Source organism: Burkholderia sp. MSh2, assembly GCF_000731655.1.
Lineage (GTDB): Bacteria > Pseudomonadota > Gammaproteobacteria > Burkholderiales > Burkholderiaceae > Burkholderia > Burkholderia paludis.
Genome location: NZ_JPGM01000009.1, coordinates 21,614 through 47,537, shown reverse-complemented (window position 1 = coordinate 47,537; position 25,924 = coordinate 21,614). Strand labels below are relative to the sequence as shown.

Genomic DNA, 25,924 nt, shown 5'->3' with positions numbered 1-25,924 from the left:
CGCCGCCGCGCGGCGCGCTTACGGACGCAGCAGGTCGAATCCGCCGAAGACGACGACACCGCTCAACGCGATCATGGCGACGGAGTGCTGGCCGAAGTAGAGAATCGCGGCGGCAAGCCACGTCGTGATGCAGAAGGCGCCGATGCGGGCCATCGTGGGTTCCTCGAATGCGTGATGAAGCGGGCGCGCGCTGCGCGGCGTCGGCCGCTCGAAACGGCGGGCGATGCGTACAGGCGGGCGGACAAGGCGGCCGCGAAGCCGCGACCGCGGCGCCGGCATGCGCGGCATGCCGGGCACGCCCGGGCGGGGCCGGGCCGGCGACGGCGTGCGCCATTTGCCGGCAAAACCGCGATTTTACCAGTGCCGCGATACCCCTAATCTGGCCCTTTCGTGGCCGAACGGCGACGATCGCCGGTGAAACCGGTCCGGCTCCACCATTCAAGTTTCGTGTGACGAATGCCGTAAACGCGATGGAAGGCAGTTCCTGCCCTTCTTGTCACGACTACAGACCAACAACATACGGACCGACACGATGCAGATCGACTTCTCCACGACCACGCACGCCTCGTTGGCGACCGGCAGCCAGACCGCAAGCGCGTCGTCGGGCGCCGCGGCGACGACGCCGGCTACGACCGCCGCAACATCGTCCACCGGCGGCGCGACGGATGCGTCGGGCGCAACGGGCACGAACGGTACGACGGGCACCTCCGGCACCTCCGGCGCGCAGGGCGCGACCGGCGCCACGGGCGAGACGCTCGGCGGGTCCGGCGCGTCGTCGGTCAGCCCGGCGGTCAGCCAGTTGAAGGAGCTGATCGACCGGCTGCAGAAACAGCTGGCCCAGATCGAGCAGCAGATGGCGAGCGCGGGCCAGCGCGCGAAGGAGGACCCGGCGGCGGCGATCGAGCAGCAGTCGCTGAGCGCGGAAGCGAGCGAGATCTCGGCGGCGCTGTCGAGCGCGGTTTCGCAGCTCGCACAGGCGCTCGAGAAGTCCGGCGGCTCGTCGACGGGCGGGCTGGTGTCGACGCAGGCCTGACCGCATCCTGCCGCGTCGGCGGCGCGCATTACAATCGCAGGCACGTCTCCCTTGTCAGGACGGTAGCCCGATGAATGCGGAACTCGACGACGACGACCTCGCCCGCTTCGACGCACACGGCGGCCCGCCGCTGCCGGCGGCCGACGCCGAAGGCTGGCTGGAACACGACGGCGCGCGCATCCGGCACGCGTCGTTCGGCCAGGGCCCGCCGGTCGTGCTGCTGCACGGCGGCCTCGGTCATGGCGGCAACTGGGGCAACCAGGTGCCGGCGCTGCTCGCGGCCGGCTACCGGGCGATCGTGATCGACAGCCGCGGCCACGGCCGCAGCACGCGCGACGAGCGCCCCTATTCCTACGAACGCATGGCGTCGGACGTGCTCGCGGTCATGGACGCGCTGCGCATCGGGCGCGCGCGTTTCGTCGGCTGGAGCGACGGCGCGTGCATCGCGCTCGTGCTGGCCGCCCGCGCGCCGGAACGCGCGGCCGGCGTGTTCTTCTTCGCATGCAACATGGATCCGGGCGGCACGAAGGAACTGGCGCCGAGCCCGCTGCTGGACCGCTGCTTCGCACGCCACCGCAAGGACTACATGCGATTGTCCGCGACGCCCGAGCGGTTCGACGCGTTCGTCGCGGCCGTCAGCGAAATGATGCGCACGCAACCGGACTACAGCGCGCGGGATCTGGCGGCGATCGCCGTGCCCGTGGCGATCGTGCTCGGCGAACACGACGAATTCATCCGGCCCGAGCATGCGGCGTATCTGGCGCGCACGATCCCGGGCGCGACGCTGACGATCCTGCCGGGCGTGAGCCATTTCGCGCCGCTGCAACGGCCCGCGCGATTCAACGCGGTCATGCTGGCGTTCCTCGACCGGCTGCCGGGCTGACGTTCGCGGGCGGGCCGCCGCGCGCGCACCCGGCCCGCCCCGCGCTCACACCATCGCGTTGTCGCCGCCGGGGATCTCGTGCGCCTTGATCCGCTTGCGATGCATGTTGTACAGCAGCCTGCCGAGCACGCCGTCCTCGTGGTATGCACGCGTCATGTTGCGCACGTATTCGTCGTCGGGCGCGACGGCCTGGGCGCCCATGATCCAGCGCACGCTCTCGCGGTAGTTGTAGAGCGTCTTGTCGCGGCCGTCGCAGAGCATGCCCGACAGCGCGGCCATGGCTGCCGGATGACCGCTTTCCGCGTGACCGCGCAGTTCGTCCAGGTAGCGATGGCGGGACGGAATGTCGTCGAGATCGCCGATGAACATCAGCAGGCATGCGAGGCCGTCGGTATGCCCCATGTCGTGCGCCTTGCGCGCCGCCTCGACGGCTTCGATCTTCATGCGCTTGCGTTCGGCGTCGTCCCTGCTGGCCTGGGCGATGTGGTGATACGCGTAGCCGAGCTTGTAGGCGCCCATGTTGCCGCCGCTTTCCATCGCCTGGCGGTAGTAGTGCGCGGCCTTGTGCAGATCGATCCCGACGTGCACGCCCTCCTCGTGGAACAGGCCGAGCAGGTACTCGCACGAATCGCCGCCGGCCTCGTAGCCGAGCTCGCAGATCGCGAAGGCATCCTCGCTGCGCCGGCCTTCGCTGCATAGCGCATACGCGAGCTGGTTCCAGGCCGGCGAGGCCGGTTCGTTGGCGCGCGCGGCGGCCAGCCACGCCGCGCCGCGCGCGTCGTCGCGGGCGAAGCCCAATGCGCCCGCGCGATGTCCGTAGCCGCGCAGGATCATGGCCGCCGTGCATGCGCGGGCGTCGGATGCGCGCTCGATCGCGCCGGTCAGCCAGTTTCCGTGCGGATCGGCATCGAGCGTCAGGCGGATCGCGATCTCCATCGCGGTGTTGTCGTCGATCGGCTGGTGGCGCTCGGCCTCCTGCAGGCGTGCATACCCTTGCGCGGCCTCGTCGCGCATGTAGTGCGCGTGGGCCAGCCAGTACTGCGTCTCCCAGCGATGATACGGATGCAGCGCCGCGTCGGCCCGCGCCAGCGTGGCGGCCATCGCGCGCCGGGCGTGCTCGGAGTCGTCGTCCGGACCCGGCGTTTCGCCGTGGTATTCGTCGTGCCAGATCTCGTGGAGCAGCCGGTCCTTCTCGACCGCGTCGAGGTGCGCGCACGCGGGGGATTCGACGAACGCGCGAATCTGGTCCTGCGAGCCGCCCCAGCGCGGCAGCATGTACCAGACGAACGTGCGCATCGGGACGTACTGGTGCGGATGAAGATGCAGCGTCGCGTCCATCCAGTACCACTTGCCCTTGCGCAGTTTCCTGCCCTGCGCGGGGCCCGGCAGCGCTTCCGGAAAGGCCGTCGGGCACGCGACCGGCACGTCGGGCGTCAGCCCGGACCGCGCGAGTATGCGCTGCAGCTCCGCGCGCGTGGCCGTGTCGTCGGCGGCGATGCCGAGGTCGGTCTCGACGCTCAGGTGCAGCTCGGTCACGGGCCAGCGGCGCTGCCGCACGAGCTGCGCGAGCCATTCGGGCTCGTAGACCGCCGACGCCATGCTCGCGAAGACGATGTTCGGCGCGCTCCACATCGTCGGCGCGAGCGTCAGCGCGCGCAGCGCGGCGACGATCGTCATCGTGGCGCACGCGTATGCGCAGATCCAGCCGGCCGCGGTCACCGTGTCCGCCCAGTCGGCGTCGTGGTATTCGGACGCCCAGTGGTGCCAGTAATGCGCTTCGCACAGCCATGCATGGGCGGATTGCGGGCGGGCCGCCTGCCACGCGCGCAGGCGCGCGAGGCCCTCGGCGCCGGCCTCGATGCAGGGCAGTGCGTCGGCCGGCAACGCGTCGACGTAGCGCGCTTCGGCCGCGCGGTCGGTCAGGCTCGCGGCGAGCGCCGCGTCGAGTTGCGCGTCGAGCGCGGCATGCTCGCCCGCGCGCAGCAGCGTGTCGACGTCGCAGATGAGCCAGCGCGGCTTCACGGGCGGAATCAGGTCGGCGGGGGCGGAGGGCATGTCGGTGTCGGTGGTCATGACGAAACGGCTTGGGGATCGAAGATGCGGTAGCCCTTCCACGGCAGCGAAAGCCAGTTTCCGGACGGATCGCGCAGGTGCTCGTGCACTTCCTGCGTGGCGCGCGACGACGCGGGGCCGTCCTGGCCGCTGCCGCGCAGCCAGTGCTGGCGGGCGCGCGCATACGCGAGCCCGAAGTCTTCCCAGCTGTCGAAGCTGTCCTGCGCGCGCTGCGCATTGAGCAGCAGCACGACCCACGCCTGCGGTTCGGGCGCCCAGCCGAGCAGCGCGATGCAGCGCACGAGAAACGCGGTGCGCGCGCAGTCGAACGCCAGCGCGTCGCGCACGCGGCCTTCCTGTGCGAGCTGTTCGTAGAAGCCATCGTGCGAACGGCCGACGCCGCCTATCCAGCCCGCGAGGATCGCCGGCACGCGCTGCACGACCTGCGACTCGGGCAGGTCGGCCGGCAGGTCGAGTTCGCGCCGCAACTGGCTGGCGAGCTTGTCGCGCTGCGCGTCGGGCAGCGCATGGACGAGGTCGTCGCAATCGCAGCGCAACCCGTTGCGGATCAGCAGGATGTCGGCGAGCGCCAGCGACCAGCGGCGGCGGTTCGGCGGCGTCTGGTCGGTGCGCGTGCGCGATACCGGCGTGGCCTGCGGGGCCGGGTCCGCGCGGTCGGTGCCCGCCGCCCGGCCCGCGTCGGCTTCGCGCATCGTGCGCCCGGCGGACAGGAGCGAACGCCACAGGAGCCGCGCGAGCCACAGCACCGCGACGCCGATCAGCAGTTTCAGCATGGCGGGCTCCCGTCCGCCGTCGCGGGAAACACGAGCGCCGCGCACAGCGCGGGATCGATCGGGATGCCTTCGATCGCGAAGGCCGTCGCGCCGGCCGCCGGTGCGTCCGGCGCCGCACCGGACAGCGCGGCGGCCGGCAGCGCGTGCCGCGCGGCCGCCGCCACGGCCGGGTCGATCTGCTTCAGCCGGTCGAGCGCGTAGGGCGCGTTGCGCAGCAGCAGCCATTGCAGCACGGCGGGCGGCTGCGGGAAATGCTCGATCAGGTGGAAGTTCTCGCTCATCACGCTCAGCAGATGGTCGGGCGAGCGCAGGTCGGTGACGAAGGTCCATTCGCCGACGGTCGCGCCCGGCGCCTGCGGCTCGAACACGAGCCCCATGCCCTCGCAATCGGGATGGCGCTCGCCGCGCGGCGAGAGCGCGCGCAGGAAGCGGCGGACGTCGTCGGCGTAGCGGCGCACCGGATGACGGTTCTGCTTGCCCTTGATCTGGCCGATGCGCAGGCCGTCGCCTTCGACCGACAGGCTGATCGTCACGTGCGGCTGGTTGCCCGCGCCGCGCAGCGTGAACAGCCGCAGCCGGCCGTCCTGCACGGCTTGCGCGTACTGCTCGCCGTATCCGCCGCGCAGCCGGCGGCGATCCGCGAACTGGCCGAGGCAATGCTGCATGCGGTACGACTCGTAGGCCAGCTCCTCGCGCAGCGCCGCATGATGGCCGTCGAACTCGAAGACGATCCCGTTCGGCGTGCGCAGCACCTCGCGCAGCGCGAGGCCGCTGCTCGGCGCCCAGCCCTTGTCGCGGCGCGCCTGCATCCGCTGGTGCTCGCGTTCCCACATGTCGAACGCCATCGCGCACGTGATGCGCTGCAGCTTCCGCGCATGCCGCGTGCCGGCGCGCGCGCGCAGGAATTCGACCAGCACGCGCTCGCGATCGAGCAGCAGCATGTGCTCGGGGTCGATGAAGTAGAGCGGCCGCGGCTCGGCCGCGGACGTCGGCTGCGTCAGGAACCGGCGCACGAGCCAGTCGGGCGCCGGCCGGTCGGCGCCGGCGAGCGCGCGGTAAGCGGCGAGCGAGTCGAGCGGCTGCGCGTGCCCGAACGCGCCGACGACCCACCGGAAGAAGTGGTTGCCGAGCCACGCGAGGATCTCGGCCGGATCGCCGCGCTCGACGCTGCGGCGTGCGATGGCCGCCTTGATGTCGGGCGCATTGACGACATCGCGCGGCCGATAGGCGGATTCGGCCAGGGTTTCGGTCACGGGGGCACTCTCCGGTCAGGCAGGGCGTGCGCGGGCGGTGTGCGCGGGACCCTGAAAGTTCTTTCGGCTCATGGATGAAACGGCGGACGTGCGCGCCGGCGGTGCGCGGCTTCGTCGCGTATTCCCGATGCGGGACGGTCGATGCGTCGAATTACGCGACCAGGCGGCGGCCCATGATGCGGGAGCGGGCGATCAGCGAATGGCGATTCATTATTTCTCTCGGGATGGCGCTTGTTTTTCTGGTTTCGCGAGTCTACTGCGAGATGCGCGGGTGAAGCAATCGCGCGACATGTCGACGCATGCGGATGTGCCGGGGCCGATCGCTTTTCCTGGCGATTTTCGTTATCGCTTGATTCGCGCCGCTGATTGAACGCGGTTGAAACAAGCGGCATGGCCGGCCGTCCGGCCCAGGGGCGGCGGATTGCGCCGGCGCAACGCGGCCTTGCGCACACCTCATAAGTTTTTCTTTAGGCTCGCGCAACATATCGTCGATTGTTGGCGGACGGCCGGCAGGAGATAGTCCTGCCTCGACAGGCCGGTCGCCGTGATCGTTGCGCGGTGCGGCCGGATCTGTTGTTCACGCAACCATCAGAAATCAAAGGAACCGCAACCATGCGATTCAACGCGACACGCTTCGCCGCGACCCTGCTGGTCGCCGCGTGCGCCGCCGCCACGGCCGGCCGCGCGGCCGCCGCCACGCAGGACGATCTCCACGACACCGTGACCCGCCACATCGCGCCGCTGATGAAGCAGTTCGCGATTCCCGGCATGGCGATCGGCGTCGTCGCCGACGGCAAGCCGTACGTGTTCGACTATGGCGTGATGTCGACGCAAACCGGCAAGCCGGTCGACGGCGACACGCTGTTCGAAATCGGCTCCGTCAGCAAGACGCTGACCGCGACCCTCGCGGCCGACGGGCAGGAGGGCGGCGAACTGTCGCTCGCGGACCCCGCCGCGAAATACCTGCCCGCGCTGCAGGGCAAGCCGTTCGGCGTCCTGACGCTGCTCAATCTCGGCACCCACACGCCCGGCGGGATGCCGCTGCAGGTGCCGGACAGCATTCACGACGACGCGAGCCTGATCCGCTATCTCGACGCGTGGCGGCCCGCGTATGCGCCGGGCACGTACCGCACGTACTCGAACGTCGCGATCGGGATGCTCGGGTGGCTCACCGCGAAGGCGATGCACAAGGATTTCGCGACGCTGATGGAGCAGCGGCTGTTTCCGTCGCTCGGCATGACGCACACGTACATCAACGTGCCCGCCGCGGCCCAGGCCGACTACGCGCAGGGCTATACGAAGGACGGCAAGCCGATCCGGATGACGGCCGGCATGCTGTGGCAGCCGGCGTACGGCGTGCGGACCACGGCGGCCGACCTGCTGCGCTTCGTGCAGGCGAACATGGGGCTGGTCGGCACCGCGCCGCGCCTGCAGCGCGCGCTCGAACGCACGCACACCGGCTATTTCCGTGCGGGGCCGCTGACGCAGGACCTGATCTGGGAACAGTATCCGTATCCGGTCGCGCTGCCGACGCTGCTCGACGGCAACGCGCCGAAGATGCTGTACGACGCGGTGCCGGCCAGCGCGATCAAGCCGCCGCTCGCGCCGCGCGCCGATACGTGGATCAACAAGACGGGCTCGACCAGCGGCTTCAGCACCTATGTCGCGTTCGTCCCCTCGAAGCGGATCGCGATCGTGATGCTCGCGAACCGCAGCTTTCCGATCGAGGATCGCGTGAAGGCCGCCTACGGCATCCTCGGGTCGCTCGACGGCCAGCGCTAGCGCGCGCGGCGGGCCGGCCGTGCCGCGCGGCCGGCTCTACCCAAAAAAGCTGATAGCGGTATCGGCGTGCTTCTGCAAAACGAAATACGCGCATCGCATCCCCTGAGCAGAATCCGGGCAGATTTCCGGGCGTGTCCGGACATTCCAGTCAGGGGGAAACATGAGGAAGACAACTCTCGCGCGGCTGCTGTGCGGGCTGACCTTGGTCGGCGCGCTCGGCGCGTGCGGCGGCAACATGGACGGCACGGGCGGCGCCGGGGGCTCGCCGGCGACCGCGGCGGACGGCACCGACAACGGTAGCGGCAATGGCAACGGCGGCACGCCGCCGGGCCAGCCGGCCGCGAATCGTGCGCTCGTGATCGAGCTCGACGGCGTGACCTACGCGGCGCTGACCGCCGGCATCGCCGGCGGCACGCTGCCGAACCTCGCGAAGCTGCACGTCGCGCCCGCGTATAGCGGCGGTGTCAACGGCCTGCCGTCGCAACAGCCGAACCTCGACACGCCGAGCTGGGCCACGCTGCTCACCGGCGCCTGGGGCAACCGTCACCAGGTGCTGTCCGACGCGCCGAACCAGGCGCTGCAGGCGCCGACCGCGTTCGATGCGCTGAAGACCGCGAAGGCGGGCCTGCTCGGCGCGGCCGTCGGGTCGCCGGCGCTCGCGTCGCTGCTGGCCGCCGGACGCAACGCGGGCTCGCTCGACACGCTCGCGAACTGCGCGGCAGTCGACAACTGCGTCACGCAGCAAAGCACCGCGATGATCCAGCAGGGCTATTCGCTCGTCGTCGCGCAATACCACTCGGCGCAGGACGCGGCGCTGAACTACGGCCTCGGCGCATCCGCATACGCGAACACGCTGCGGCAGCTCGACGCGGCGGTCGGCGCGCTGGTGGCCGAGACCGCGAAGCGCGGCAAGGAGAACTGGCTGGTCGTCGTCACCGGCGGCCACGGCCTGAATGCGGCGGGCGGCAGCGACGGGCTGCCGCTGCTGTCCGAATCGACGACCTTCGTCGCGATGAACCAGGCCGACAACGGGCGGCTGGGCAGCGCCGCGCAGCCGGCGTCGCTGGCCGACCTGCACACGCGGGCCAGCATCGCGGACATCGCGCCGACCGTGCTCGCGCAGTTCGGCGCGCTGCCCGCGCCGGCCGCATATGAAATGGACGGCGGCGAGCTGATCGGCGCGCAACCGGTGTCGCAGCTCGCCGGTGCGGCCAGCGCCGACGGCCACAGCGTGGTGCTGACGTGGGCCGCGCCCGCGAGCGGCGCGATCGCGGTGTACCGCGCGGGCCAGCAGATCGCGACGCTGCCCGCCGGCACGACGACCTACACCGACAGCAATCTCGGCCTGAGCGCGGCCGGCACCTACAGCTTCGACTACGTGGTGACGGCCGGCGGCGCGCCGCTCGGCAGCATCGCGCGGATCGCGTACGTGCCGCCGCCGCCCCCGCCGCCCCCGCTCGCAACGTCGCTGAAGAACGGCCTCGCGTCGTATTATCCGTTCGGCGCGCTGCCGGCCGTCGATGCGCTGAACGCCGGCACGATGGGCCCGTTCTCGGCCGCCGCGAACGGCGGGTCGCTGAGCGCCGATCCGTTCGGCGGACAGGGGCTGCAGGTGACGACGCAGATCGTCGACACGAACGGCTACGACGGCTACAGGATCGTGCAGAACACCGATATCGCGACGCAGGCGCAGTTCACGATCGGCATGTGGGTGAAGACCCCATGTACCGACGTGGTCGGCTTCGGCACGCCGGTGTTCGCGAACAAGAACTGGCAGAGCGGCAAGAACGCGGGCATCGCGATCGGGCTGTTCCCGCAGGCGTCGGGCGCGCCGTCGGGCACCTGCAACATCCAGTACAACGCGGGCGACGGCTCCAACCGCAACGACCTGAAGACGATGAACGTGACCGCGAACCAGTGGGTGTACGCGGCGTTCGTGATCGACACCGTCGGCAAGACGATGACGGCCTACACGTTCGACCCGGTGCTCGGCGAGCAGAAGCAGAGCACGCCGCTCACGGTGTCGGTGGCCGCGCTGCCGGGCCTCGGCACGAAGACCTTCGGCGTGAACGAGGACGGCACCGGCCAGTACCACATGCTCGCGTGCGGCTATCCGGCCAGCCACTACAGCGGCGGCTATACGGTGAACGCGTGCACGACGGTCAAGCCGAACGTGGAAAGCTTCTCCGACGTCGCGATGTGGAACCGCGTCGTCACCGAAACCGAATTGCAGTCGGTCGCGGGCTCGGGCAAGCCGCTGTCGACGATCCTTCACTGACGGAGTGCCGACATGAACACGATTCACCTGCGCCGCGTGCGCGTCGCGCTCGCCGCCTGCGTGCTGAGCGCGCTGGTCGTCGGATGCGGCGGCGACGATTCGGGCGGCGCGGCCGCGAGCGCCGCGAAGGCGAACGCCGCGCCGGCCGGCGCGGGCGGCGCGAGCGCGCCCGTGCCGATCGTCGCGATGCCGGGCGCCGGCCCGTGCCCCGCATCGGGTACGGCCGCGCTGCAATCGCCGTCGCTGAATTCGCAGCTGCGCTGCGCGCCGTGACGCGCGCGCCTTTCCGGGACGACCTTCCTTCTCGATCATGACTTCCATCGACCGCCGTTCGTTTCTCCGTGCCGCCGCCGCCGGCACGGCCCTCTCGATGTTCCCGCCGGCGATCCGGCGCGCGCTCGCGATTCCCGCCAACAACCAGACCGGCACGATCAACGACGTGCAGCACGTCGTGATCTTCATGCAGGAAAACCGCTCGTTCGACCACTACTTCGGCACGATGCCCGGCGTGCGCGGCTTCGGCGACCGTCTGACGATCCCGCAGCCGGGCGGCGCGCCGGTCTGGCTGCAGAACGACGGCAAGCGCCCGGTGCTGCCGTTCTACCTCGACAGCACGAAGGGCAATGCGCTGCTGGTCGGCGGCGCGCACTCGTGGACCGATTCGCATTCGGCGTGGGACAACGGCCGGATGACCGCGTGGCCCGCGTCGAAGGGCGACGCGTCGATGGGCTACCTGCGCCAGTCGGACCTGCCGTTCCACTTCGCGCTCGCGAACGCGTTCACCGTGTGCGACGCGTACCACTGCTCGCTGCACGGCGGCACGAACTCCAACCGGATCTTCCTGTGGACCGGCACGAACGGCCCGACGGGTTCGAACACGGCCGTCGTGAACAACGACGGCTGGGACGGGCTCGCTTCGTCGAAGACGGGCCTCACGTGGACGACCTACCCGGAGCGCCTGCAGGCATCCGGCGTGAGCTGGAAGGTCTACCAGAACATGCCGGACAACTACACCGACAACCCGCTCGCCGGCTTCGCGACGTTCCGCAAGGTCAACGAGACGGTGCCCGGCTCGCCGAACGCGCCGTACACGCCCGCGATGGAAGCGCTGTCGCCGCTGTACAAGGGGATCGGCAACACGATGCCCGACGGCGGGTTCCTGCAGTCGCTCGCCGACGACATCGCGGCGAACCGGATGCCGCAGGTGAGCTGGATCGTGTCGCCCACCGCGTACTGCGAGCATCCCGGCGCGTCGACGCCGGGGCAGGGCGCGTACTACCTGCAGCGCCTGCTCGACACGCTGACCGCGAACCCGGACGTGTGGAGCAAGACCGTGCTGTTCGTGAACTACGACGAGAACGACGGCTTCTTCGATCACATGCCGCCGCCGAACCCGCCGTCGCGCAACACGGACGGCACGTATGCGGGCAAGTCGACCGTGACCACGCAGTACGAGTACTTCACGCTGCCGAACCCGCCCGGCGATTCGTCGCCGCTCGCGCCGGACGGCCGCCCGTACGGGCCCGGCCCGCGCGTGCCGATGTTCGTCGTGTCGCCGTGGAGCACGGGCGGCTGGGTCAACTCGGAAGTGTTCGACCATACGTCGGTGCTGCGCTTTCTCGAGCAGCGCTTCGGCGTGCAGGAGCCGAACATCAGCCCGTGGCGCCGCGCGGTGTGCGGCGACATGACCTCGGCGTTCAACTTCAGGAACCCCAACGGCAACCCGACGACGTCGCTGCCGGCGCCGACCAAGGCCGCGGCCGACGCGCAGCATCTGCAGCAGAGCCTGCAGGGCGCGGTGCCCGTGCCGTCGGTCGGCGCACAGCAGATGCCGGTGCAGCCGCAGGGCACGCGGCCGTCGCGCGCGCTGCCGTACGAACTGCATGCGAGCGCGAACGCCGACGTGTCGGGCGGGCTGCTGTGGCTCACGTTCAGCAACACGGGCTCGGTCGGCGCGGTGTTCCACGTGTACGACAAGCTGCATCTCGATCGCATGCCGCGCCGCTATACCGTCGAAGCAGGCAAGCAACTGTCGGATTCGTGGACGGTGGTGGCCGACGATGCGGGCAACTACGACCTGTGGGTGCTCGGGCCGAACGGCTTCCTGCGCGAATTCCAGGGCAACGTCGCGAAGGCCGCGAGCGGCCCGGCGCCGGAAATCCGCGTCTGCTACGACCCGGCGAACGACGCCGTGTACCTGACGATCATGAACGTCGGCAACGCGGCGAGCCAGGTCACGGTCACGTCGAACGCGTACCGCACCGACGGCCCGTGGGGCTACGCGGTGCCGGCCGGGATGCAGGTCGAGCCGTACTGGACGCTCGCCGCGTCGAGCGGCTGGTACGACTTCACGCTGTCGGCCGAGAACGGTCTCGTGCGCCGCTTCGCGGGCCGCGTCGAAACCGGCAAGGACGGCATCAGCGATCCGGCGATGGGCGTGTCCGGCTGACAGGCGCCGGCCGGGCGGCCGGCGTCGCATCCCCGGTAGCCGCCGGCGCGCACGACCCGCGCCGGCGGCCTTGGTGCGCGGCCTCGCATCGGCGGGGCCGCGCGTTTTTCATTCCTCCCCGATCACACGACGCTTCATTCGATGACGCAACTCGCGCTTTTCGATCTCGACTTCACCCTCATTCCGTTCGACAGCGACCAGGCCTGGGGCCGTTTCATGGTCGAACACGGCCTTGTCGACGCGGCCGAATTCGCCCGCATCGACGCGGCCTTTTCGGCCGGCTACGCGGCCGGCACGCTCGATATCCACGCGCATCTGCGCGACATGCTCGCGCCGCTCGCCCGCTTTTCGCGGGAGCGGCTCGCGCACTGGCGCGCGTGCTTCATGGCCGACGTCGTGCGGCCCGCGATTGCGCCGGCCGCGCTCGACCTCGTGCGCCATCATCGCGCCCGCGGCGACCTGTGCTGCGTCGTGACCGCGACGAATGCGTTCATCACGCGGCCGATCGCGCGCGCGTTCGGCATCGACGCGCTGATCGCGTGCGAACCCGAGACCGTCGACGGGCACCCCGAGTCGCGCTATACGGGGCGTCCATGCGGCGTGCCGAGCTATCGGGAGGGGAAGATCGTGCGCACCGACGCGTGGCTCGCATCGCTCGGCCTTGCATGGTCGGACTTCGAACGCAGCTGGTTCTACAGCGATTCGCACAACGACGTGCCGCTGCTCGAGACGGTGACCGATGCGGTCGCGACGAATCCGGACGAGCGGTTGCGGGCGGTGGCGCTGCAGCGCGGCTGGCGGATCGTGGAGCTGTTCGAGACGGCCTGAGCGCGGGCGTCGTCAGGCGTGCGCCGGCATGCGCGCGTCGCGGCCCCCGACGTTGGCCATGAACGCGGCGATCAGCCGCGTCCCGGCGCGCGCGTCGAGGTAGTAGAGGTATTCGTGCATCGGCGGCATGTCGTCGGCGAGCGGGACCGCGCGCAGCTCGGGATGCAGGCCGACCTCGCCGCGCGGCATCAGCGTGCAGCCCATGTCGTGCTGCACCGCCTCGCGGATCGCCTCGCGGCTGCCGAGCTCGATCGCGCTCGCCGGTACGTGGATGCCTGCGTGCCGCAGCACGTGTTCCATCAGCGCGCGCGTGCGCGAGCCGGCCTCGCGCAGCAGCAGCGTCTCGCCGGCCAGCGCGGCGAGCGCGACCGACGCGCGCGCGGCGAGCGGATGCGAACGGTGGACGACCAGTACGAGCGGATCGTTCGCGATCGTATGGCGGACGAAACGCGGATCGTCGTCGCGCTGCGACGACACGGCGACGTCGACGCGAAAATCGACGAGCGCGTCGAGCACCTGCTGCGAGTTGCCGATCTCGACACTGATCTTCACGGCCGGATACTGGCGCCGGAACGCGGCGATCGCGGGCAGGATGTAGAACGGGCCGGTCGTGCCGACGCGCAGGTTGCCCGTATGCAGTTCGCGCTCGTTGCGCAGCGCGAAATCGATGTCGTTCTCCATCTGCAGCATCTGGCCGATCATCGGCATCAGCGACGCACCGGCGTCGCTGAGATCGAGACGATTGCCGCGGCGATGGAACAGCTCGACGCCGTAGTGGCGTTCGAGTTGCTGGATGCGCGACGTGATCGTCGGCTGGCTGACGTCGAGACGCTTCGCGGCCGCGGTCACGCTTCCCTGGCGGGCGGTTTCGTAGAAGGCGGCGAGAAGCAGGGCAAGCATGGCGACACACGGGACGGGACGAGCGGAAATTACCGGCCGCGTGTGTCAATGCCGTGTCATCGCCGTGGAATGCCGTGGCAAATTGGGGCGCACTGTTGCGCATGCAACGGGCGTGGGGCGCTTACTCCGGCGGCTGCTCGTCGTATGCGACGAAGATCTTCCGCGTGTGCTCGACCACTTCCCATGTGCCGCGAAAGCCCGGCGGAATCACGAAGCGGTGGCCGGCGCGCAGGGTCTTGCGGTTTCCGTCGAGGTCGGTGATCACCGATATGCCTGCGAGGATCTCGCAGTATTCCGCCTCGGTGTACGCGACGTGCCAGCAGCCGGGCGTGCTTTCCCAGATGCCGGTCGAGAAACGGCCGCACGGGCTCGCGAAGCCCGGCGTGAGCGTGTGCAGCGGATCGCCGGAAATCAGCTTCTCGGGCGACACGCGGTACTGCGTCGGCTCGCCGCTCGGGGCGAACGCATCGGTGATGGAGGAAACGTCGATCATGATGGACCTGCTTCGTCGGGTTGGGGGAACGGGGCGCGCCGGCGGCGACGCGCGATCCCGCGCCCGACATCATCGCAGATCGACGCGCCGGCGCACCCGGCGGCCCCCGGGCAGCCCGATTCCGGGCCGGGCGATGCCGGCCCGGCGAAGCGCCGCGCGACCGGTCAGGCGAGCGTTGCGTCCGTCGCCGCGACGGCCTCGGCATCGCGCGCGGCCGCTGCCGAAGCCGCGGCGCCCGCGAGCCGCCGGTAGCGCGCGAGCGCCCACAGCGGGAAGTACGCGGTATAGCCGTGATACTTCAGGTAGAAGATGCGCGGGAAGCCCGGCGCGTTGTGCGAGCGGTGCCACCAGAAGCCGTCGTCCTGCTGCACCGATTGCAGATACGCGATGCCGCGCTTCACCGAATCGGATTCGAAGTCGCCGAACGCCATCTGCGCGAGCAGCGCCCACGCGGTGAAGTTCGACGTGCTCTCGCCGCCGTTGGTGCCGGCCAGCCGCGGGTCGATATAACTGTCGTTCGTCTCGCCCCAGCCGCCGTCCGCATGCTGTCGCGCGCGCAGCCAGTCGATCGCGCGTGCGATGTACGGCTGCGACCGGTCCTCGCCGGCGAGCGCGAGGCCGGCCAGCACGCTCCACGTGCCGTAGATGTAGTTCGTGCCCCAGCGGCCCCACCAGCTGCCGTCAGGTTGCTGCGTGCGCTTCACGTAGTCGATGCAGCGCGCGAGCGACGCGCGCTCTTCCGCGCGTTTCGTCACGCCGAAGCACAGCAGCACGCGGCCCGACACGTCTTCGGTCGGCGGATCGAGCAACGCGCCGTGATCGGCGAACGGGATCGCGTTCAGGTACATGCGGTCGCAGTCGGCGTCGAACGCCGCGAAGCCGCCGTTGCGCGACTGCAGCCCGCGCATCCAGTCGAGCGCGCGCGCGACGCGCGGCGCATGCGGGTTCCGGCCGTGCGCGTCGGGATGCGTGCGGCCGCGGCGATCGAGCATCGCGGTGACGACCGCGGTGTCGTCGATGTCGGGGTAGTACGGATTCGCGTACTGGAACGCCCAGCCGCCCGGCTCGGTTTCCGCCGGTGCGTTCTCGATCCAGTCGCCGCGCAGGTCGTTCACCTGGCGCACGGCCAGCCAGTCGTACGCGCGCGCGATGCGGGCGTCGAGGTCGCGCAGCGTGTCGTCCGGCTCGCCGGCCTGCGGCGTGGCGACGCCGCGCGCCTGTTCGAGCGCCATCGTGCTCCACGCGGTGTCCCACACCGGCGACAGGCACGGCTGGCAATACATGCTGCCGTCCGGGCGCGTGACCAGCAGCTTTTCCAGCGCGTTCTCGCAATCGCGCCGCAGCGGATGGTCGTCCGGGTAGCGGAGCACGTCCATCATCTGGTAGCTGTAGACGATCGGCGGGAAGATGCCGCCGAGCCCGTCCTCGCCGTTCATGCGCTCCGCGCACCAGGCTTCCGCATGCCGGATCGCGCGCTGCCGCAGGCGCTTCGGCATCAGCGGCTCGATGTGGCGAACCGTGCGGTCGAGCGCGAGGAACAGCCGGCGCATGCCGCGCGCCGGAGGGAAATAGTGGCGCTCGTCGTCGGGCGCCGTGACGAACAGCTCGCGGATCGAGACGTTGCGCGGATTGCGCGCGCGCGCCTTGAGCGAGCACAGCACCAGGAGCGGCACCATCGTCGTCCGCGCCCAGTATGCGACCTTGTACATCGAGATCGGCACCCACTTCGGGAACAGCACGAATTCGATCGGCATGAACGGCGCCGCGCGCCACGGCACCTGGCCGAAGGTCGCGAGCAGGATGCGCGTGAACACGTTCGCGCGCGCCGCGCCGCCGAGCTTCAGGATCGCGTCGCGCGCGCGGACCATGTGCGGGGCGTGTTCGCTGTCGCCGGCCGCCTTCAGCGCGAAGTACGCCTTCACGCTGCACGACACGTCCGGGTCGCCGTCGACGTACAGCGCCCATCCGCCATGCGTATCGAGCCGCTGGTTGGCGCGCAGGTAGCGCGCCATCCTCTCCTGGCGAAGGTCGTCGATCTTGTCCATGAAATGCATCATCAGGATGTATTCCGCGGTGATCGTCGCGTCGGATTCGAGTTCAAAACACCAGCTGCCGTCGGGCTGCTGAAGACGCAGGAGCGCGTCGCGTCCACGGGCGATCGCGGTGTCGAGCGCGGACCAGGAGGAGGGGGCGGGTTTGTTCATGCGGCGGATCATACCATCCAGCCGGAATGTTTATATCGAGACGCCCGGGTGCTACCATCCGCATCATGAAAAAACGCCTCGAACCCGCTTCGCACGATGTGTCCGCGCCTGTCGGGCCGGCCGAAACCGCCGCCGCACGGGCGTCTGACGGTGCGGCGGCGCCGGCTGTCGCCGCCGGCGTGCGGCGAAAAAAAGCGCCGGACCAGGTGCGCGCGCAGCTGCTGGCGGCCGCGTCGGACATCGCGACGCATCACGGCGTGGTCGCGTTGACGCTCGATGCGGTGGCCGAGCGGGCCGGCGTGACGAAAGGCGCGTTGCAGTACCACTTCGCGAACAAGCAGGGGCTGCTGGATGCGCTGTTCGGGCAGGCCACCGAGCGGTTCGCCGTGCAGATGGCCGCGCGGATGGCGGCGGATTCCGCCGGCGACGGCGCGGCGGCGCGCGCCTACGTGCACGCCGTGCTCGACGAGTCGCACCCGGCCGCGAGTACCGATGTGCTGCGCGTGCTGGTCGCGTCGATGATTACCGACCAGGACACGCGCGCGCGCTGGTCGGTGCCGATGCGTGAATGGGCGCGCCCCGATCCGGTGCCGCTCGAGCAGGCCGCGACGCTGATGATCTGCCGGCTCGCGGCCGACGGGCTGTGGATTTCGACGCTGCTCGACAGCGTCGAGATGCCGGCCGAATTGCGTGCGGAGATCGTCCGGCAACTCGACGCGATGAGCCGGAACGCGGCGCGCGGATGACGCACGGCACGGCCCCGCCGTCGCCGGCGGCCGGAATGCGCGCCGGCCTCAAGCGGGCAGGCGGACGGACGCCGCCCGAATCCGCTTGCCCGCGATCCGGCCGTTGGCTATGCTGGCACGCATGAACCGATCGCCTGTCCGCCCGATTATTGACGCCGCAAGTGTGCCGGCGGGGTAGCGATCGACAGGATGCATATCGTCAAAACCCGCCCGGAAGGCGGGTTTTTGCTTTTCGGGCATGCCATGGAGAACCTGAACATGCAGACCGGGAAGCCGTTTCACGCGGCGGCATCGAACGATGCCGCGCTGCTCCACATGGTATGCGGCAAGATCGCATCCGGAAAATCGACCCTCGTCGCGCGGCTCGCGAGCGCCGGGCCGAGCGTGCCGATCAGCGAGGACGTCTGGCTCGCCCACCTCTATCCGGACGAGATCCTGTCGATCGAAGACTATGTCCGCTGCGCGGCGCGCGTCAGGCACGTGCTTGCCGATCATGTCCGCGCGCTGCTGCGGGCCGGCGTGTCGGTGGTGCTCGACGTTCCGTTCAACACCGTCGCCGCGCGCGCGTGGGGGCTCGACGTGGCGCGGGCCGCCGGCTGCGACCACCGGCTGCATTACCTCGACGTCGACGATGCGGTCTGCAAGGCGCGCCTGCACCGGCGCAATGCGCGCGGAGACCATCCGTTCCAGGCGACCGACGCCGAGTTCGAACGGATCACGCGCTACTTCGTCGCGCCGGATGCGGCGGAAGGACTGAACATCGTCGCGTATGACGAAGCGGGTTCCGTCAGGCCGTCTGCGTGATGTGCGACGGCGTGGCGAACGAAGCGTGGCTCGACGCCGGCCGGTTTTGCGGCAGGTTGTCGACAGGGAGAAGGGTGCTTCGCCGCGGCGCGGCGTGGCATGGCGTGACGTGACGTGGCGTGGCGTGGTGTGGCGGGGGCCGTGCGATGCGTCACGGCCAGGTCGGCGTGTCATGCCGGCTCCGCCCGGCGCGCGGCGACGAAGCCGTTCGCCGTCGCGCGGACGTCGTTCGACGCGGAGGCAAGGCAACCGTGGCCGACGCCTTGCCTCCGGGCAGCACGCGACGCGTCAGACCGCGGCCGTCGCACTGAACTCCACCAGCAACTCCGGCAGCCCGAGCGTGGCCTGCACCGTGCAGCGGGCCGGCAGGTGGTGCGGGTCGACCCAGCCCTGCCAGACGGCATTCATGCGGTCGAACAGCGCCATGTCCTTCAGGTAGATCGTGACCGACAGCAACTGCTGCCGGCTGCTGCCCGCCTGCTCCAGCAAGGCGTCGATGCGCCCGAGCGCCTCGGCGGCCTGTTCCTCGATCGTGTGCGCATCCGGTGCGCCCGACGACGTCTGTCCGGCGAGAAACAGAAGATTGCCCGCGCGCACCATCTTGCTCATGCGTGCGTTGCCTGCGGTTCTGACGATAGGGGTGTGATTCATTTGGGTGCAAACTCCGTCGGTTTGGCTGCTTCGGGATCGGGGACGTGAGACGCGGCAAGATCGCCGAGACTCACCGGCTTGATGGGCGGCCGGATGCGGTAGTAGCCGACTTCCGCCACGGGCTTCGCGTGCGCCTCGGCGAGCAGTTCGGCGACCGTGAGGCCGCACAGGCGACCCTGGCACGGCCCCATTCCGCAACGGGAGAACGACTTGCTCTGGTTGGGCCCGGTACAGCCGAGGCGGGCCATCGCCCGGATCTCGCCCGCGCTGACTTCCTCGCAGCGGCAGACGATCGTCTCGTCGGCCGGGCGGCGAAAGGCGTCCGCCGGACGGTACAACGTGTCGAGGAAAGGACGCACGGCGCGGTGCCGGTCGAGATGCCGCCGCAGCGGGGCGGCTTGCCGGTCGAGCGCATCGCGGCTCAGCGCGCCGAGCCGGTGGCACACGGTCAGCGCGGTCAGCGCACCCGCGGTGCGGGCCGCGAGCGCGCCGTGGATCCCGGCGCCATCGCCCGCAATGAAGAGGTTGGGCACCGTGGTCTCTCCCCATGCGTCGGTGCGCGGATGCCAGCAAAGCTGGGCTTCGTCCCAGCGATGCTCGCAGCCGATCGAACGCGTGAGCTGCACGTTGGGCACCACGCCCTGATGCAGCAGGACGACGTTCGCCGGGAGCGTCGACGTGCGTCCGCCCGCCGTGTATCGCACCGACTCCGCACGGCCGTCGCCTTCCACGGACAGTTGCGTCACGTGGCGAATCCGCAGAATGCCGCTGCGCCGGATCGCACTCAGCAGGCGGCGGCCCTTCAGCAGGTACGCCGGCGTACGCAACGCGCCGGGCAGGTCCGCGAGCGCGCGCCAGTAGTTGCGGGCAGGCGTCGTATCGAGGAGCGCCGCCGGCGGCCGGTTTGCCTGGATGAGCTGCCACGCGAACAGATACATCAGCGGCCCGCTGCCCGCCAGCACGACCGGCCCGGCGGGCAGCATGGCCGACGACTTCAGAAGCGTCTGCGCGGCCCCGACGCCCATGACGCCGGGCAGCGTCCAGCCCGGGACCGGGCAGGGCCGCTCGTAGGCGCCGTTGGCGATGACCACGGCTTTCGCACGGATCTGCCCGCTTACCGTGGTGGCGCCGCGCCGCGTGAAGCTGATCTCCAGCGTGCGCGTGATCTGCCACACGAGGGTTTCGGGCCAGTAACGCACGCCGGATTGCAGGAAGCGCACGACGAGGTCGGCGCCCTGGGTATAGTCTTCACCGAGCAGCGTCGAATCCGGCAGCGGCGAATAGCCGACGTTCCGATAAATTTGGCCGCCGGGCGTCGGGTTCTCGTCGAGTACCAGCACGCCGAGGCCCGCACGTGTCGCGTCGAGCGCACATGCCATGCCGGCCGGGCCCGCGCCGACGATGATGAGGTCCACAGTTTCGATTGTCATACGAGTGCCCTCGCGCCGGCCATGGCCTTGACGATCATCCCGTCGCGCACGCGCACCATGCAGGCCTGTTGGTTAGGCATGCCATCGATTTCGACCAGGCAATCGAAGCACACGCCCATCATGCAATACGGCGCGCGCGGCGCGGCGCCTACCGGGGTATGACGGAACACCGTGACGTCGGCGTACAGGAGTGCGGCCGCCACGCTGGCATATTCCGGCACGTCCACCTCGCGCCCGTCGACGACGATCCGCACGGTGCGCGGCCTGGTGCCGTCGATCTGACTAAACAGCGAATCGTTTTGCATAGAAGTAGTCCAGAAGAGAAGGGCGTTGACCGCCGAGCAGCCAGCCGACCAGCAACTCGCAATGCGCGGCGGCGAGCGTCACGCCGCTGTGGCAGGTGGCGATGAACGCACCGGGGTGCGTGACGGATTCCTCGTAGACGGGCATGCTGTCCGCCGTCATCACGCGCAGGGCGCCCCATGCGCGCACGACGCGGACCCCTTTCAGCAGCGGGAACTGCGTCACGGCCTTGCGGGCGATGTGCGCGACGATCTCGGGCGTGACGCCGTCGTCCATGCCGACGTCCTCCGCGGATTCGCCGAGCAGGAGCGATCCCTCCGCCGTCTGACGCACCGAGAGCGTCGGATACTTGAGGAACGGGCGCACGCGCTCGGTCACGAGGATCTGGCCGCGCAGCGGCACGACGGGTGCGCTCAGCCCGACCATGGGCGCGAGTTCCCGGTTGCCGAGGCCCGCGCACAGGACGACGCGCCCGGCCTCGACCGTGCGCTTGCCGGTATCGATGCGAAAGCCGCCGTTCGCGCGCTCGATCGAGCGGGCGGGCGCCTCCGGCACGTAGTCGCCGCCGGCCCGCTCGAACGCGAGGAACAGCGCCCGCAGCGTATAGAGCGGGCTCACGTGGCCGTCGTTTTCCGAGTAGACCGCGCCGGCCACGCTCGGGCCGATCTCCGGGATGCGTTCCGCCAGCTGCCGGCGATCCAGGACGTCGTACGTGAGGCGCGCGTCCTGGGCGTGTATATGGCGTAGCGTATCCACGCTGCCTGCCAGCGCTTCGTCGGTCATCGCGATGTTGATGCCGCCCGCGCGGGAGTAGCCGAGACTGAGCGAGGACGCCTCTTCGAGCTCCGCCGCGAACGCCGGCCACAGCAGCGCCGATTCGAGCGACCAGCGACCGTAGTCGACCTGCTTCCGGCCCTTGCCGGACACCCAGATCAGGCCGAAGTTTCCGCGCGCCGCACGCACGCTGGAATCCTCGCCGTCGAGCACGATCGTCTTCTGGCCGCGCTTGGCGAGCCCGTAGGCGATCGCCATGCCGACCAGGCCGCCGCCGACGATCGCGAAGTCATATTCCTGTTTCATCCCTGTTTCCCCATAAGAACCTTGTCGAGCCCGACGAGCCGGTCGAGCGCGAACATCAGGCCCAGCGTGACGGCCATGATGACCGTGGCGACGGCCGCGACCATCGGATCGACGGTCTCCGTCATGCTCATGTAGATGCGCACCGGGAGCGTGATCGTGGTCGGCGCCGCGATGAAGATGGTCGCCGTCAGTTCGTCGAAACTGCTTGCGAAACCCAGCACCCAGCCGGCGGCGATGCCCGGCACCAGCGCGGGCAGCGTGATGCGCCGGAAGGTGGTCCACGCGCTTGCGCCGAGCGAGATGGCGGCGTGTTCCGCATCCCGCGTCGTCACGACCAGCGAAGCCATGATGAGGCGCAGGCAATACGGGAACACCAGCATCACGTGCGCCATTACGAGCGACACGAACGACCCGGAGACGCCGATGCGCGTGAACAGCTGCAGCAATGCGACGCCGATCACGACAGGCGGAATCATCAGCGGCGAGAGCAGCAGCGACTGGATCGCGTCGCGGCCGGCGAAGCGGTAGCGCGTCAGGCCCAGCGCCGCCGGTACGCCGAGCATCGCCGCCAGCGTGGCCGAGAGCGTGGCGAGCCACAGGCTGTTCCCGAACGCCTGGGTGAAATCCGGATCGCTGACGAGTGCATGGAACCAGCGCGTCGAGAAGTGCACGGTCGGCACGCTGAGGAGATTGCCCGGCGTGAACGCGACGAGGCAGACGATCGCCAGCGGCGCGATCAGAAACACGGTGAAGAGGGTATGGAAGCCCAGTGCGAAAGGACCGTTCCGGTTCATGATGTGGCCTCTCCAAGACGGCGCTTGACGCGTCGCTCGATCACGCGACTGTAGAGCGCGACGACGCCGAGATTGAGCACGAGCAGGCAAACCGCGATCGCGGCGCCTGCCGGCCAGTTCATGCTGTGCAGGAACTCGTCGTAGGCGGCGGTCGCGACCACCTTGAGGCGTCGCCCGCCGATCAGCGCCGGCGTTGCAAACGCGCTCGCGGTCAGCGCGAACACGATCAGGCTGCCGGACAGGACGCCGGGCAGGGTCTGCGGCAGGACGATGCGGCGCCATACGGTGAACGGGCTCGCGCCGAGCGACACGGCCGCGTTGGCGATCTGGGGATCGAGGCCTTGCAGCGAGGTCCAGACCGACAGCACCATCAACGGAACCAGTGCGTGCACCAGCACGACCACCACCGCGGGAAACGTGAACAGCATCTGCGGCGGCGTATCGACCAGGTGCAGGCCGGTCAGCACCTGGGCGACGACGCCCTGACCGTCCAGCAGGATCGACCAGCCGAGCGTGCGCACCACGGCCGAAATGAACAGCGGCCCCAGCGTCAGGATCAGGAAGAACGACCGCCAGCGAGCCGACATGCGGAAGATGAAGTACGCCTCGGGGACACCCAGCACGATCGTGCCGACGGTGACGCTGAGCGCAAGCCCGAACGTGCGCAGGAAGATCCCGTGATAATACGGATCGCTGACGATCTGCACGTAGTTGTGCCAGGAGTAGACGTCGAGCACGCCGCCCGACGCCGCGTCGAAGCCCTGCAGGCTCAGCATGCCGACGAGTGCCATCGGCACGATGAGCAGCAACGCGAAGAGCAGCGAGACGGGCGCGACGAGGAGCGGGCCGGCCGGCCGCCGGCGGCGCTTCGCATCCGGTCGCAGCGGCGGGATCATGGGGCGGGAAGTGCTCATCGCGGGCCCTCCGCGGCAGGCGACGCGAGCGGGCGCAGTGCCGTGTCTTGCCAGTAGAGGCCGACCGCATCGCCGACCTGTGCCACTGCGTTGCCGCTGTTCGCCAGCTGGACCTGCAGCTCGCCGATCCCGGTGCTGACGTTGACCGACCAGCAGTTGCCTTGAAACGCGCACGCGCTGACCTGCCCGTCGACGTGGCCCGTGCCGCTCTCGACCAGCGCGATGCGCTCGGGACGCAACGAGAATGCATGCTCGCCGCACGGGTGCGGCGCATCGAGCGGCAGGCTCGCCGGCCCCACCTTGAGCACGTGCTGCGTGCCGTCGTAGGCGACCTGGCCGCGCAGCACGTTGGCGCGACCGATGAAGTCGGCCGCGAAGAAGCTGCCGGGGTCGTCGTAGACGCCGGTCGGCGTATCGAAGCGGACCACCGTCCCCTGATTGAGCAGCGCGACGCGATCGCTGATGGCCAGCGCTTCCGCCTGATCGTGCGTGACCATGACGGTCGTCGTGCCGACCTTCCGCTGGATGGCGCGCAGTTCGGCCTGCATGTCGTGACGCAGTTTCGCGTCGAGGTTGGAGAGCGGCTCGTCGAGCAACAGCAACGGCGGCTCGATGACGAGCGCACGTGCGAGCGCGACGCGCTGGCGCTGGCCGCCCGACAGTTCACGCGGGTACTTCGATGCGTGGCGGCCCAGCTGAACGAGGTCGAGCGCGGCGAGGCTCTGGCGCTTGCGCGCGGCGCGGTCGACGCGCCGCATCTGCAGGCCGAACTCGACGTTCTCCGCGACCGTCATGTGGGCAAACAGCGCGTAGCTCTGGAACACGATGCCGAGGCCGCGCTTGGCAGGCGGCACGCCGACCAGCGAGCGGCCCTCGAGGATAATGTCGCCCGCCGTCGGTTCGACGAAGCCGGCGATCATCTGCAGCGTCGTCGTCTTGCCGCAGCCCGAGGGCCCAAGCAGCGAGACGAACTCGCCGCGCGCGACGTCGATGCTCAGGCCGTCGACCACGACAGTCTCGCCGTACCGCTTGTTCAGGCGTTCGATCCGTAAATAGCTCATGACTCTTTAGACCTTCGAAATACACCGGCGACCGGGAAAGGGCACCTGGCGGCGTCGCCTGCCGCCTTCAGGTGCCTGCCGCGGCTCAACGCTCCACGTTGCGGTTCCATTCCTGGGTCCAGGCGGCGCGCTTGTCGTTGACCACGTCCCAGTCGACCTTGAGCATCTTCGCGACGGCATCCGGCGTGGAGACGCGCGCGGCTACCGCCGGGGGCAGATGGGTCAGCTTGTTGGCCGGCGCGACGCCTTCTTCTTCCGCGTACATCGCCTGGATGGCCGGCGACAGCGAGAACTGCACGAACTTCTGCGCGAGTTCGTTCGGTGCGTCGTGCTTGACCGGGCACATGCTCAGACCCAGAACCACCGCGCCTTCCTTCGGCGCCACGAACTTGACCGGCACGCCCTGGTTGCGCAGCGCCTGCGTGCGGCCGTCACCCCATGCGGCAAGCGCGATGCTGTCCGTCTGGAACAGCTCGGAGATTTTCCCGGGCGACGGATCGAACGACAGCACGTTCGGCGCGATCGAGGACGTCATCTTGTCGAAGCCGGGCTGGATGTTCTGCTCGCTGCCGCCGTTCAGGCGGGCGAGCACGATGAGGGCCTGCAGGCCGTAGCCGTTGCTGATGTTCGGAAACACGACCTTGCCCTTGTAGCGCGGGTCGGCAAGATCGCGCCACGAGGTCGGCGGCGCCCATCCCTTCGCCGCGAACAGCCGCTCGTTGTAGACGAGGCCGGTGGCGTTCATCCCGATCGTCACGGCCTTGTTGCTCTTGAAGCGGGCGACGTCGTAGAGGTTCCGGTAGACGGGGGCGTCGGTCAGCGTGTCGCAGAAACCGAGCTGGATCGCCTGGTACATCGGGCCGTCGTCGAGAAACACGACATCGAGGCTTTCCTTGCCCTTTTGCGCCTGAAGGCGCGCCATGGTCGTGGTCGAGTCGCCGGGGACGACCACCACCTTGACGTTGTTTGCTTTCTCGAACGGCGGGATGATCTTTTCCCGCAGCAGTTGTTCGAAGGATCCGCCGAAGGCGCCGACGTAGAGCGTCGTTTCGGCATGGGCCTGCGCGGCGAAAGCGCCGGCGAGCAGAATCGGGACGATACATTTGCGCATCAGAGTCTCCATCCATATTGAAATGTTATGCTGCGATTCACCCGGTGCGATCCGGGTTACTTGTAGTTTTGTTTGCCAGAA

At 69.5% G+C, this 25,924-nt stretch carries 25 protein-coding genes; 10 read left to right on the top strand and 15 right to left on the bottom strand.

The genetic code is table 11. The features are described 5' to 3' along the window. Positions 1 to 18 precede the first annotated feature (18 nt). Complete coding sequence (locus tag GQ57_RS44135) at positions 19 to 153, bottom strand: hypothetical protein (protein WP_006405345.1); 135 nt, start codon at positions 151 to 153, stop codon at positions 19 to 21. A gap of 379 nt (positions 154 to 532) precedes the next feature. Here GQ57_RS44135 and GQ57_RS07550 point away from each other — a divergent pair, with 379 nt between their 5' ends. Both GQ57_RS07550 and GQ57_RS07545 read left to right on the top strand, forming a co-directional pair. Further along, on the top strand, positions 533 to 1,033 hold the full coding sequence (locus GQ57_RS07550; protein WP_034197529.1) for a hypothetical protein: 501 nt from the start codon (positions 533 to 535) through the stop codon (positions 1,031 to 1,033). Positions 1,034 to 1,103: 70 nt separating this feature from the next. Continuing rightward, complete coding sequence (locus tag GQ57_RS07545) at positions 1,104 to 1,916, top strand: alpha/beta fold hydrolase (protein WP_034197528.1); 813 nt, start codon at positions 1,104 to 1,106, stop codon at positions 1,914 to 1,916. A gap of 45 nt (positions 1,917 to 1,961) precedes the next feature. Here the strand turns inward: GQ57_RS07545 and GQ57_RS07540 are convergent, their stop codons facing one another. The 3 genes from GQ57_RS07540 to GQ57_RS07530 are packed head-to-tail and all read right to left on the bottom strand — an operon-like array spanning position 1,962 to position 6,015. Beyond that, the gene (locus tag GQ57_RS07540; RefSeq protein ID WP_034197527.1) at positions 1,962 to 3,989 is read right to left on the bottom strand and encodes a DUF4034 domain-containing protein; all 2,028 of its coding nucleotides are present in this window, start codon (positions 3,987 to 3,989) and stop codon (positions 1,962 to 1,964) included. After that, complete coding sequence (locus GQ57_RS07535) at positions 3,986 to 4,762, bottom strand: DUF1266 domain-containing protein (protein WP_034197526.1); 777 nt, start codon at positions 4,760 to 4,762, stop codon at positions 3,986 to 3,988. The genes GQ57_RS07540 and GQ57_RS07535 overlap by 4 nt, the downstream gene beginning before the upstream one ends. Continuing rightward, the gene (locus GQ57_RS07530; protein ID WP_031398136.1) at positions 4,756 to 6,015 is read right to left on the bottom strand and encodes a hypothetical protein; all 1,260 of its coding nucleotides are present in this window, start codon (positions 6,013 to 6,015) and stop codon (positions 4,756 to 4,758) included. The genes GQ57_RS07535 and GQ57_RS07530 overlap by 7 nt, the downstream gene beginning before the upstream one ends. Positions 6,016 to 6,085: 70 nt before the next feature. Between GQ57_RS07530 and GQ57_RS07525 the strand changes: the two genes are divergently transcribed. The 6 genes from GQ57_RS07525 (at position 6,086) to GQ57_RS07500 (ending at position 13,352) form a co-directional block, all read left to right on the top strand. Then, on the top strand, positions 6,086 to 6,385 hold the full coding sequence (locus GQ57_RS07525; RefSeq protein ID WP_152603213.1) for a hypothetical protein: 300 nt from the start codon (positions 6,086 to 6,088) through the stop codon (positions 6,383 to 6,385). Between the two features lie 242 nt (positions 6,386 to 6,627). After that, positions 6,628 to 7,797 (top strand): class C beta-lactamase, encoded by a 1,170-nt coding sequence (gene ampC, locus GQ57_RS07520; RefSeq protein ID WP_034197524.1) that lies wholly within the window; start codon positions 6,628 to 6,630, stop codon positions 7,795 to 7,797. A gap of 160 nt (positions 7,798 to 7,957) precedes the next feature. Beyond that, positions 7,958 to 10,075, top strand: a complete 2,118-nt coding sequence (locus GQ57_RS07515) for a hypothetical protein (RefSeq protein ID WP_034197523.1) — start codon at positions 7,958 to 7,960, stop codon at positions 10,073 to 10,075. A gap of 12 nt (positions 10,076 to 10,087) precedes the next feature. Then, positions 10,088 to 10,348, top strand: coding sequence for a hypothetical protein (locus tag GQ57_RS07510; protein WP_034197522.1), 261 nt, complete (start codon positions 10,088 to 10,090; stop codon positions 10,346 to 10,348). Positions 10,349 to 10,385: 37 nt separating this feature from the next. Further along, positions 10,386 to 12,524: a phosphocholine-specific phospholipase C gene (locus GQ57_RS07505; protein WP_034197521.1), complete on the top strand. Its 2,139-nt coding sequence runs from the start codon at positions 10,386 to 10,388 to the stop codon at positions 12,522 to 12,524. A 141-nt stretch (positions 12,525 to 12,665) separates the two neighbouring features. Next, the gene (locus GQ57_RS07500; RefSeq protein WP_034197520.1) at positions 12,666 to 13,352 is read left to right on the top strand and encodes an HAD family hydrolase; all 687 of its coding nucleotides are present in this window, start codon (positions 12,666 to 12,668) and stop codon (positions 13,350 to 13,352) included. A gap of 12 nt (positions 13,353 to 13,364) precedes the next feature. On the opposite strand, the gene GQ57_RS07495 is transcribed toward GQ57_RS07500, so the two are convergent. The 3 genes from GQ57_RS07495 to shc all read right to left on the bottom strand — a co-directional run bounded on the left by GQ57_RS07495 (position 13,365) and on the right by shc (position 16,961). Beyond that, on the bottom strand, positions 13,365 to 14,252 hold the full coding sequence (locus GQ57_RS07495) for a LysR substrate-binding domain-containing protein (protein ID WP_034197519.1): 888 nt from the start codon (positions 14,250 to 14,252) through the stop codon (positions 13,365 to 13,367). 121 nt (positions 14,253 to 14,373) lie between these two features. Further along, positions 14,374 to 14,745, bottom strand: a complete 372-nt coding sequence (locus GQ57_RS07490; protein ID WP_052001143.1) for a cupin domain-containing protein — start codon at positions 14,743 to 14,745, stop codon at positions 14,374 to 14,376. A 164-nt stretch (positions 14,746 to 14,909) separates the two neighbouring features. Continuing rightward, positions 14,910 to 16,961 carry a squalene--hopene cyclase gene (gene shc / locus GQ57_RS07485; protein WP_034197518.1) on the bottom strand — a complete coding sequence of 684 codons (2,052 nt, stop codon included), beginning with the start codon at positions 16,959 to 16,961 and terminating at the stop codon, positions 14,910 to 14,912. 53 nt (positions 16,962 to 17,014) lie between these two features. On the opposite strand from shc, the gene GQ57_RS07480 reads away from it, so the two are divergent. Both GQ57_RS07480 and GQ57_RS07475 read left to right on the top strand, forming a co-directional pair. Next, positions 17,015 to 17,695, top strand: coding sequence for a TetR/AcrR family transcriptional regulator (locus tag GQ57_RS07480; RefSeq protein ID WP_031398145.1), 681 nt, complete (start codon positions 17,015 to 17,017; stop codon positions 17,693 to 17,695). Between the two features lie 258 nt (positions 17,696 to 17,953). Continuing rightward, a complete protein-coding gene (locus tag GQ57_RS07475; RefSeq protein WP_031398146.1) occupies positions 17,954 to 18,499 on the top strand; it encodes an AAA family ATPase in 546 nt (181 codons plus the stop codon). A 288-nt stretch (positions 18,500 to 18,787) separates the two neighbouring features. On the opposite strand, the gene GQ57_RS07470 is transcribed toward GQ57_RS07475, so the two are convergent. The 8 genes from GQ57_RS07470 to GQ57_RS07435 all read right to left on the bottom strand — a co-directional run bounded on the left by GQ57_RS07470 (position 18,788) and on the right by GQ57_RS07435 (position 25,843). Further along, positions 18,788 to 19,150 (bottom strand): RidA family protein, encoded by a 363-nt coding sequence (locus GQ57_RS07470; protein WP_031398147.1) that lies wholly within the window; start codon positions 19,148 to 19,150, stop codon positions 18,788 to 18,790. Beyond that, positions 19,147 to 20,580 carry an NAD(P)/FAD-dependent oxidoreductase gene (locus GQ57_RS07465; protein WP_034197516.1) on the bottom strand — a complete coding sequence of 478 codons (1,434 nt, stop codon included), beginning with the start codon at positions 20,578 to 20,580 and terminating at the stop codon, positions 19,147 to 19,149. The genes GQ57_RS07470 and GQ57_RS07465 overlap by 4 nt, the downstream gene beginning before the upstream one ends. Further along, positions 20,577 to 20,885 (bottom strand): (2Fe-2S)-binding protein, encoded by a 309-nt coding sequence (locus GQ57_RS07460; RefSeq protein ID WP_031398149.1) that lies wholly within the window; start codon positions 20,883 to 20,885, stop codon positions 20,577 to 20,579. The genes GQ57_RS07465 and GQ57_RS07460 overlap by 4 nt, the downstream gene beginning before the upstream one ends. Further along, positions 20,863 to 21,963 (bottom strand): NAD(P)/FAD-dependent oxidoreductase, encoded by a 1,101-nt coding sequence (locus tag GQ57_RS07455; RefSeq protein ID WP_034197515.1) that lies wholly within the window; start codon positions 21,961 to 21,963, stop codon positions 20,863 to 20,865. The genes GQ57_RS07460 and GQ57_RS07455 overlap by 23 nt, the downstream gene beginning before the upstream one ends. After that, positions 21,960 to 22,757, bottom strand: coding sequence for an ABC transporter permease (locus tag GQ57_RS07450; protein WP_031398151.1), 798 nt, complete (start codon positions 22,755 to 22,757; stop codon positions 21,960 to 21,962). Before GQ57_RS07450 ends, GQ57_RS07455 begins: the two co-directional genes overlap by 4 nt. Further along, positions 22,754 to 23,653 (bottom strand): ABC transporter permease, encoded by a 900-nt coding sequence (locus tag GQ57_RS07445; RefSeq protein WP_052001141.1) that lies wholly within the window; start codon positions 23,651 to 23,653, stop codon positions 22,754 to 22,756. Before GQ57_RS07445 ends, GQ57_RS07450 begins: the two co-directional genes overlap by 4 nt. Before the next feature lie 14 nt (positions 23,654 to 23,667). Next, positions 23,668 to 24,732 carry an ABC transporter ATP-binding protein gene (locus GQ57_RS07440; protein WP_034197514.1) on the bottom strand — a complete coding sequence of 355 codons (1,065 nt, stop codon included), beginning with the start codon at positions 24,730 to 24,732 and terminating at the stop codon, positions 23,668 to 23,670. 85 nt (positions 24,733 to 24,817) lie between these two features. Then, a complete protein-coding gene (locus GQ57_RS07435; RefSeq protein WP_052001139.1) occupies positions 24,818 to 25,843 on the bottom strand; it encodes an ABC transporter substrate-binding protein in 1,026 nt (341 codons plus the stop codon). Positions 25,844 to 25,924: the final 81 nt, after the last annotated feature.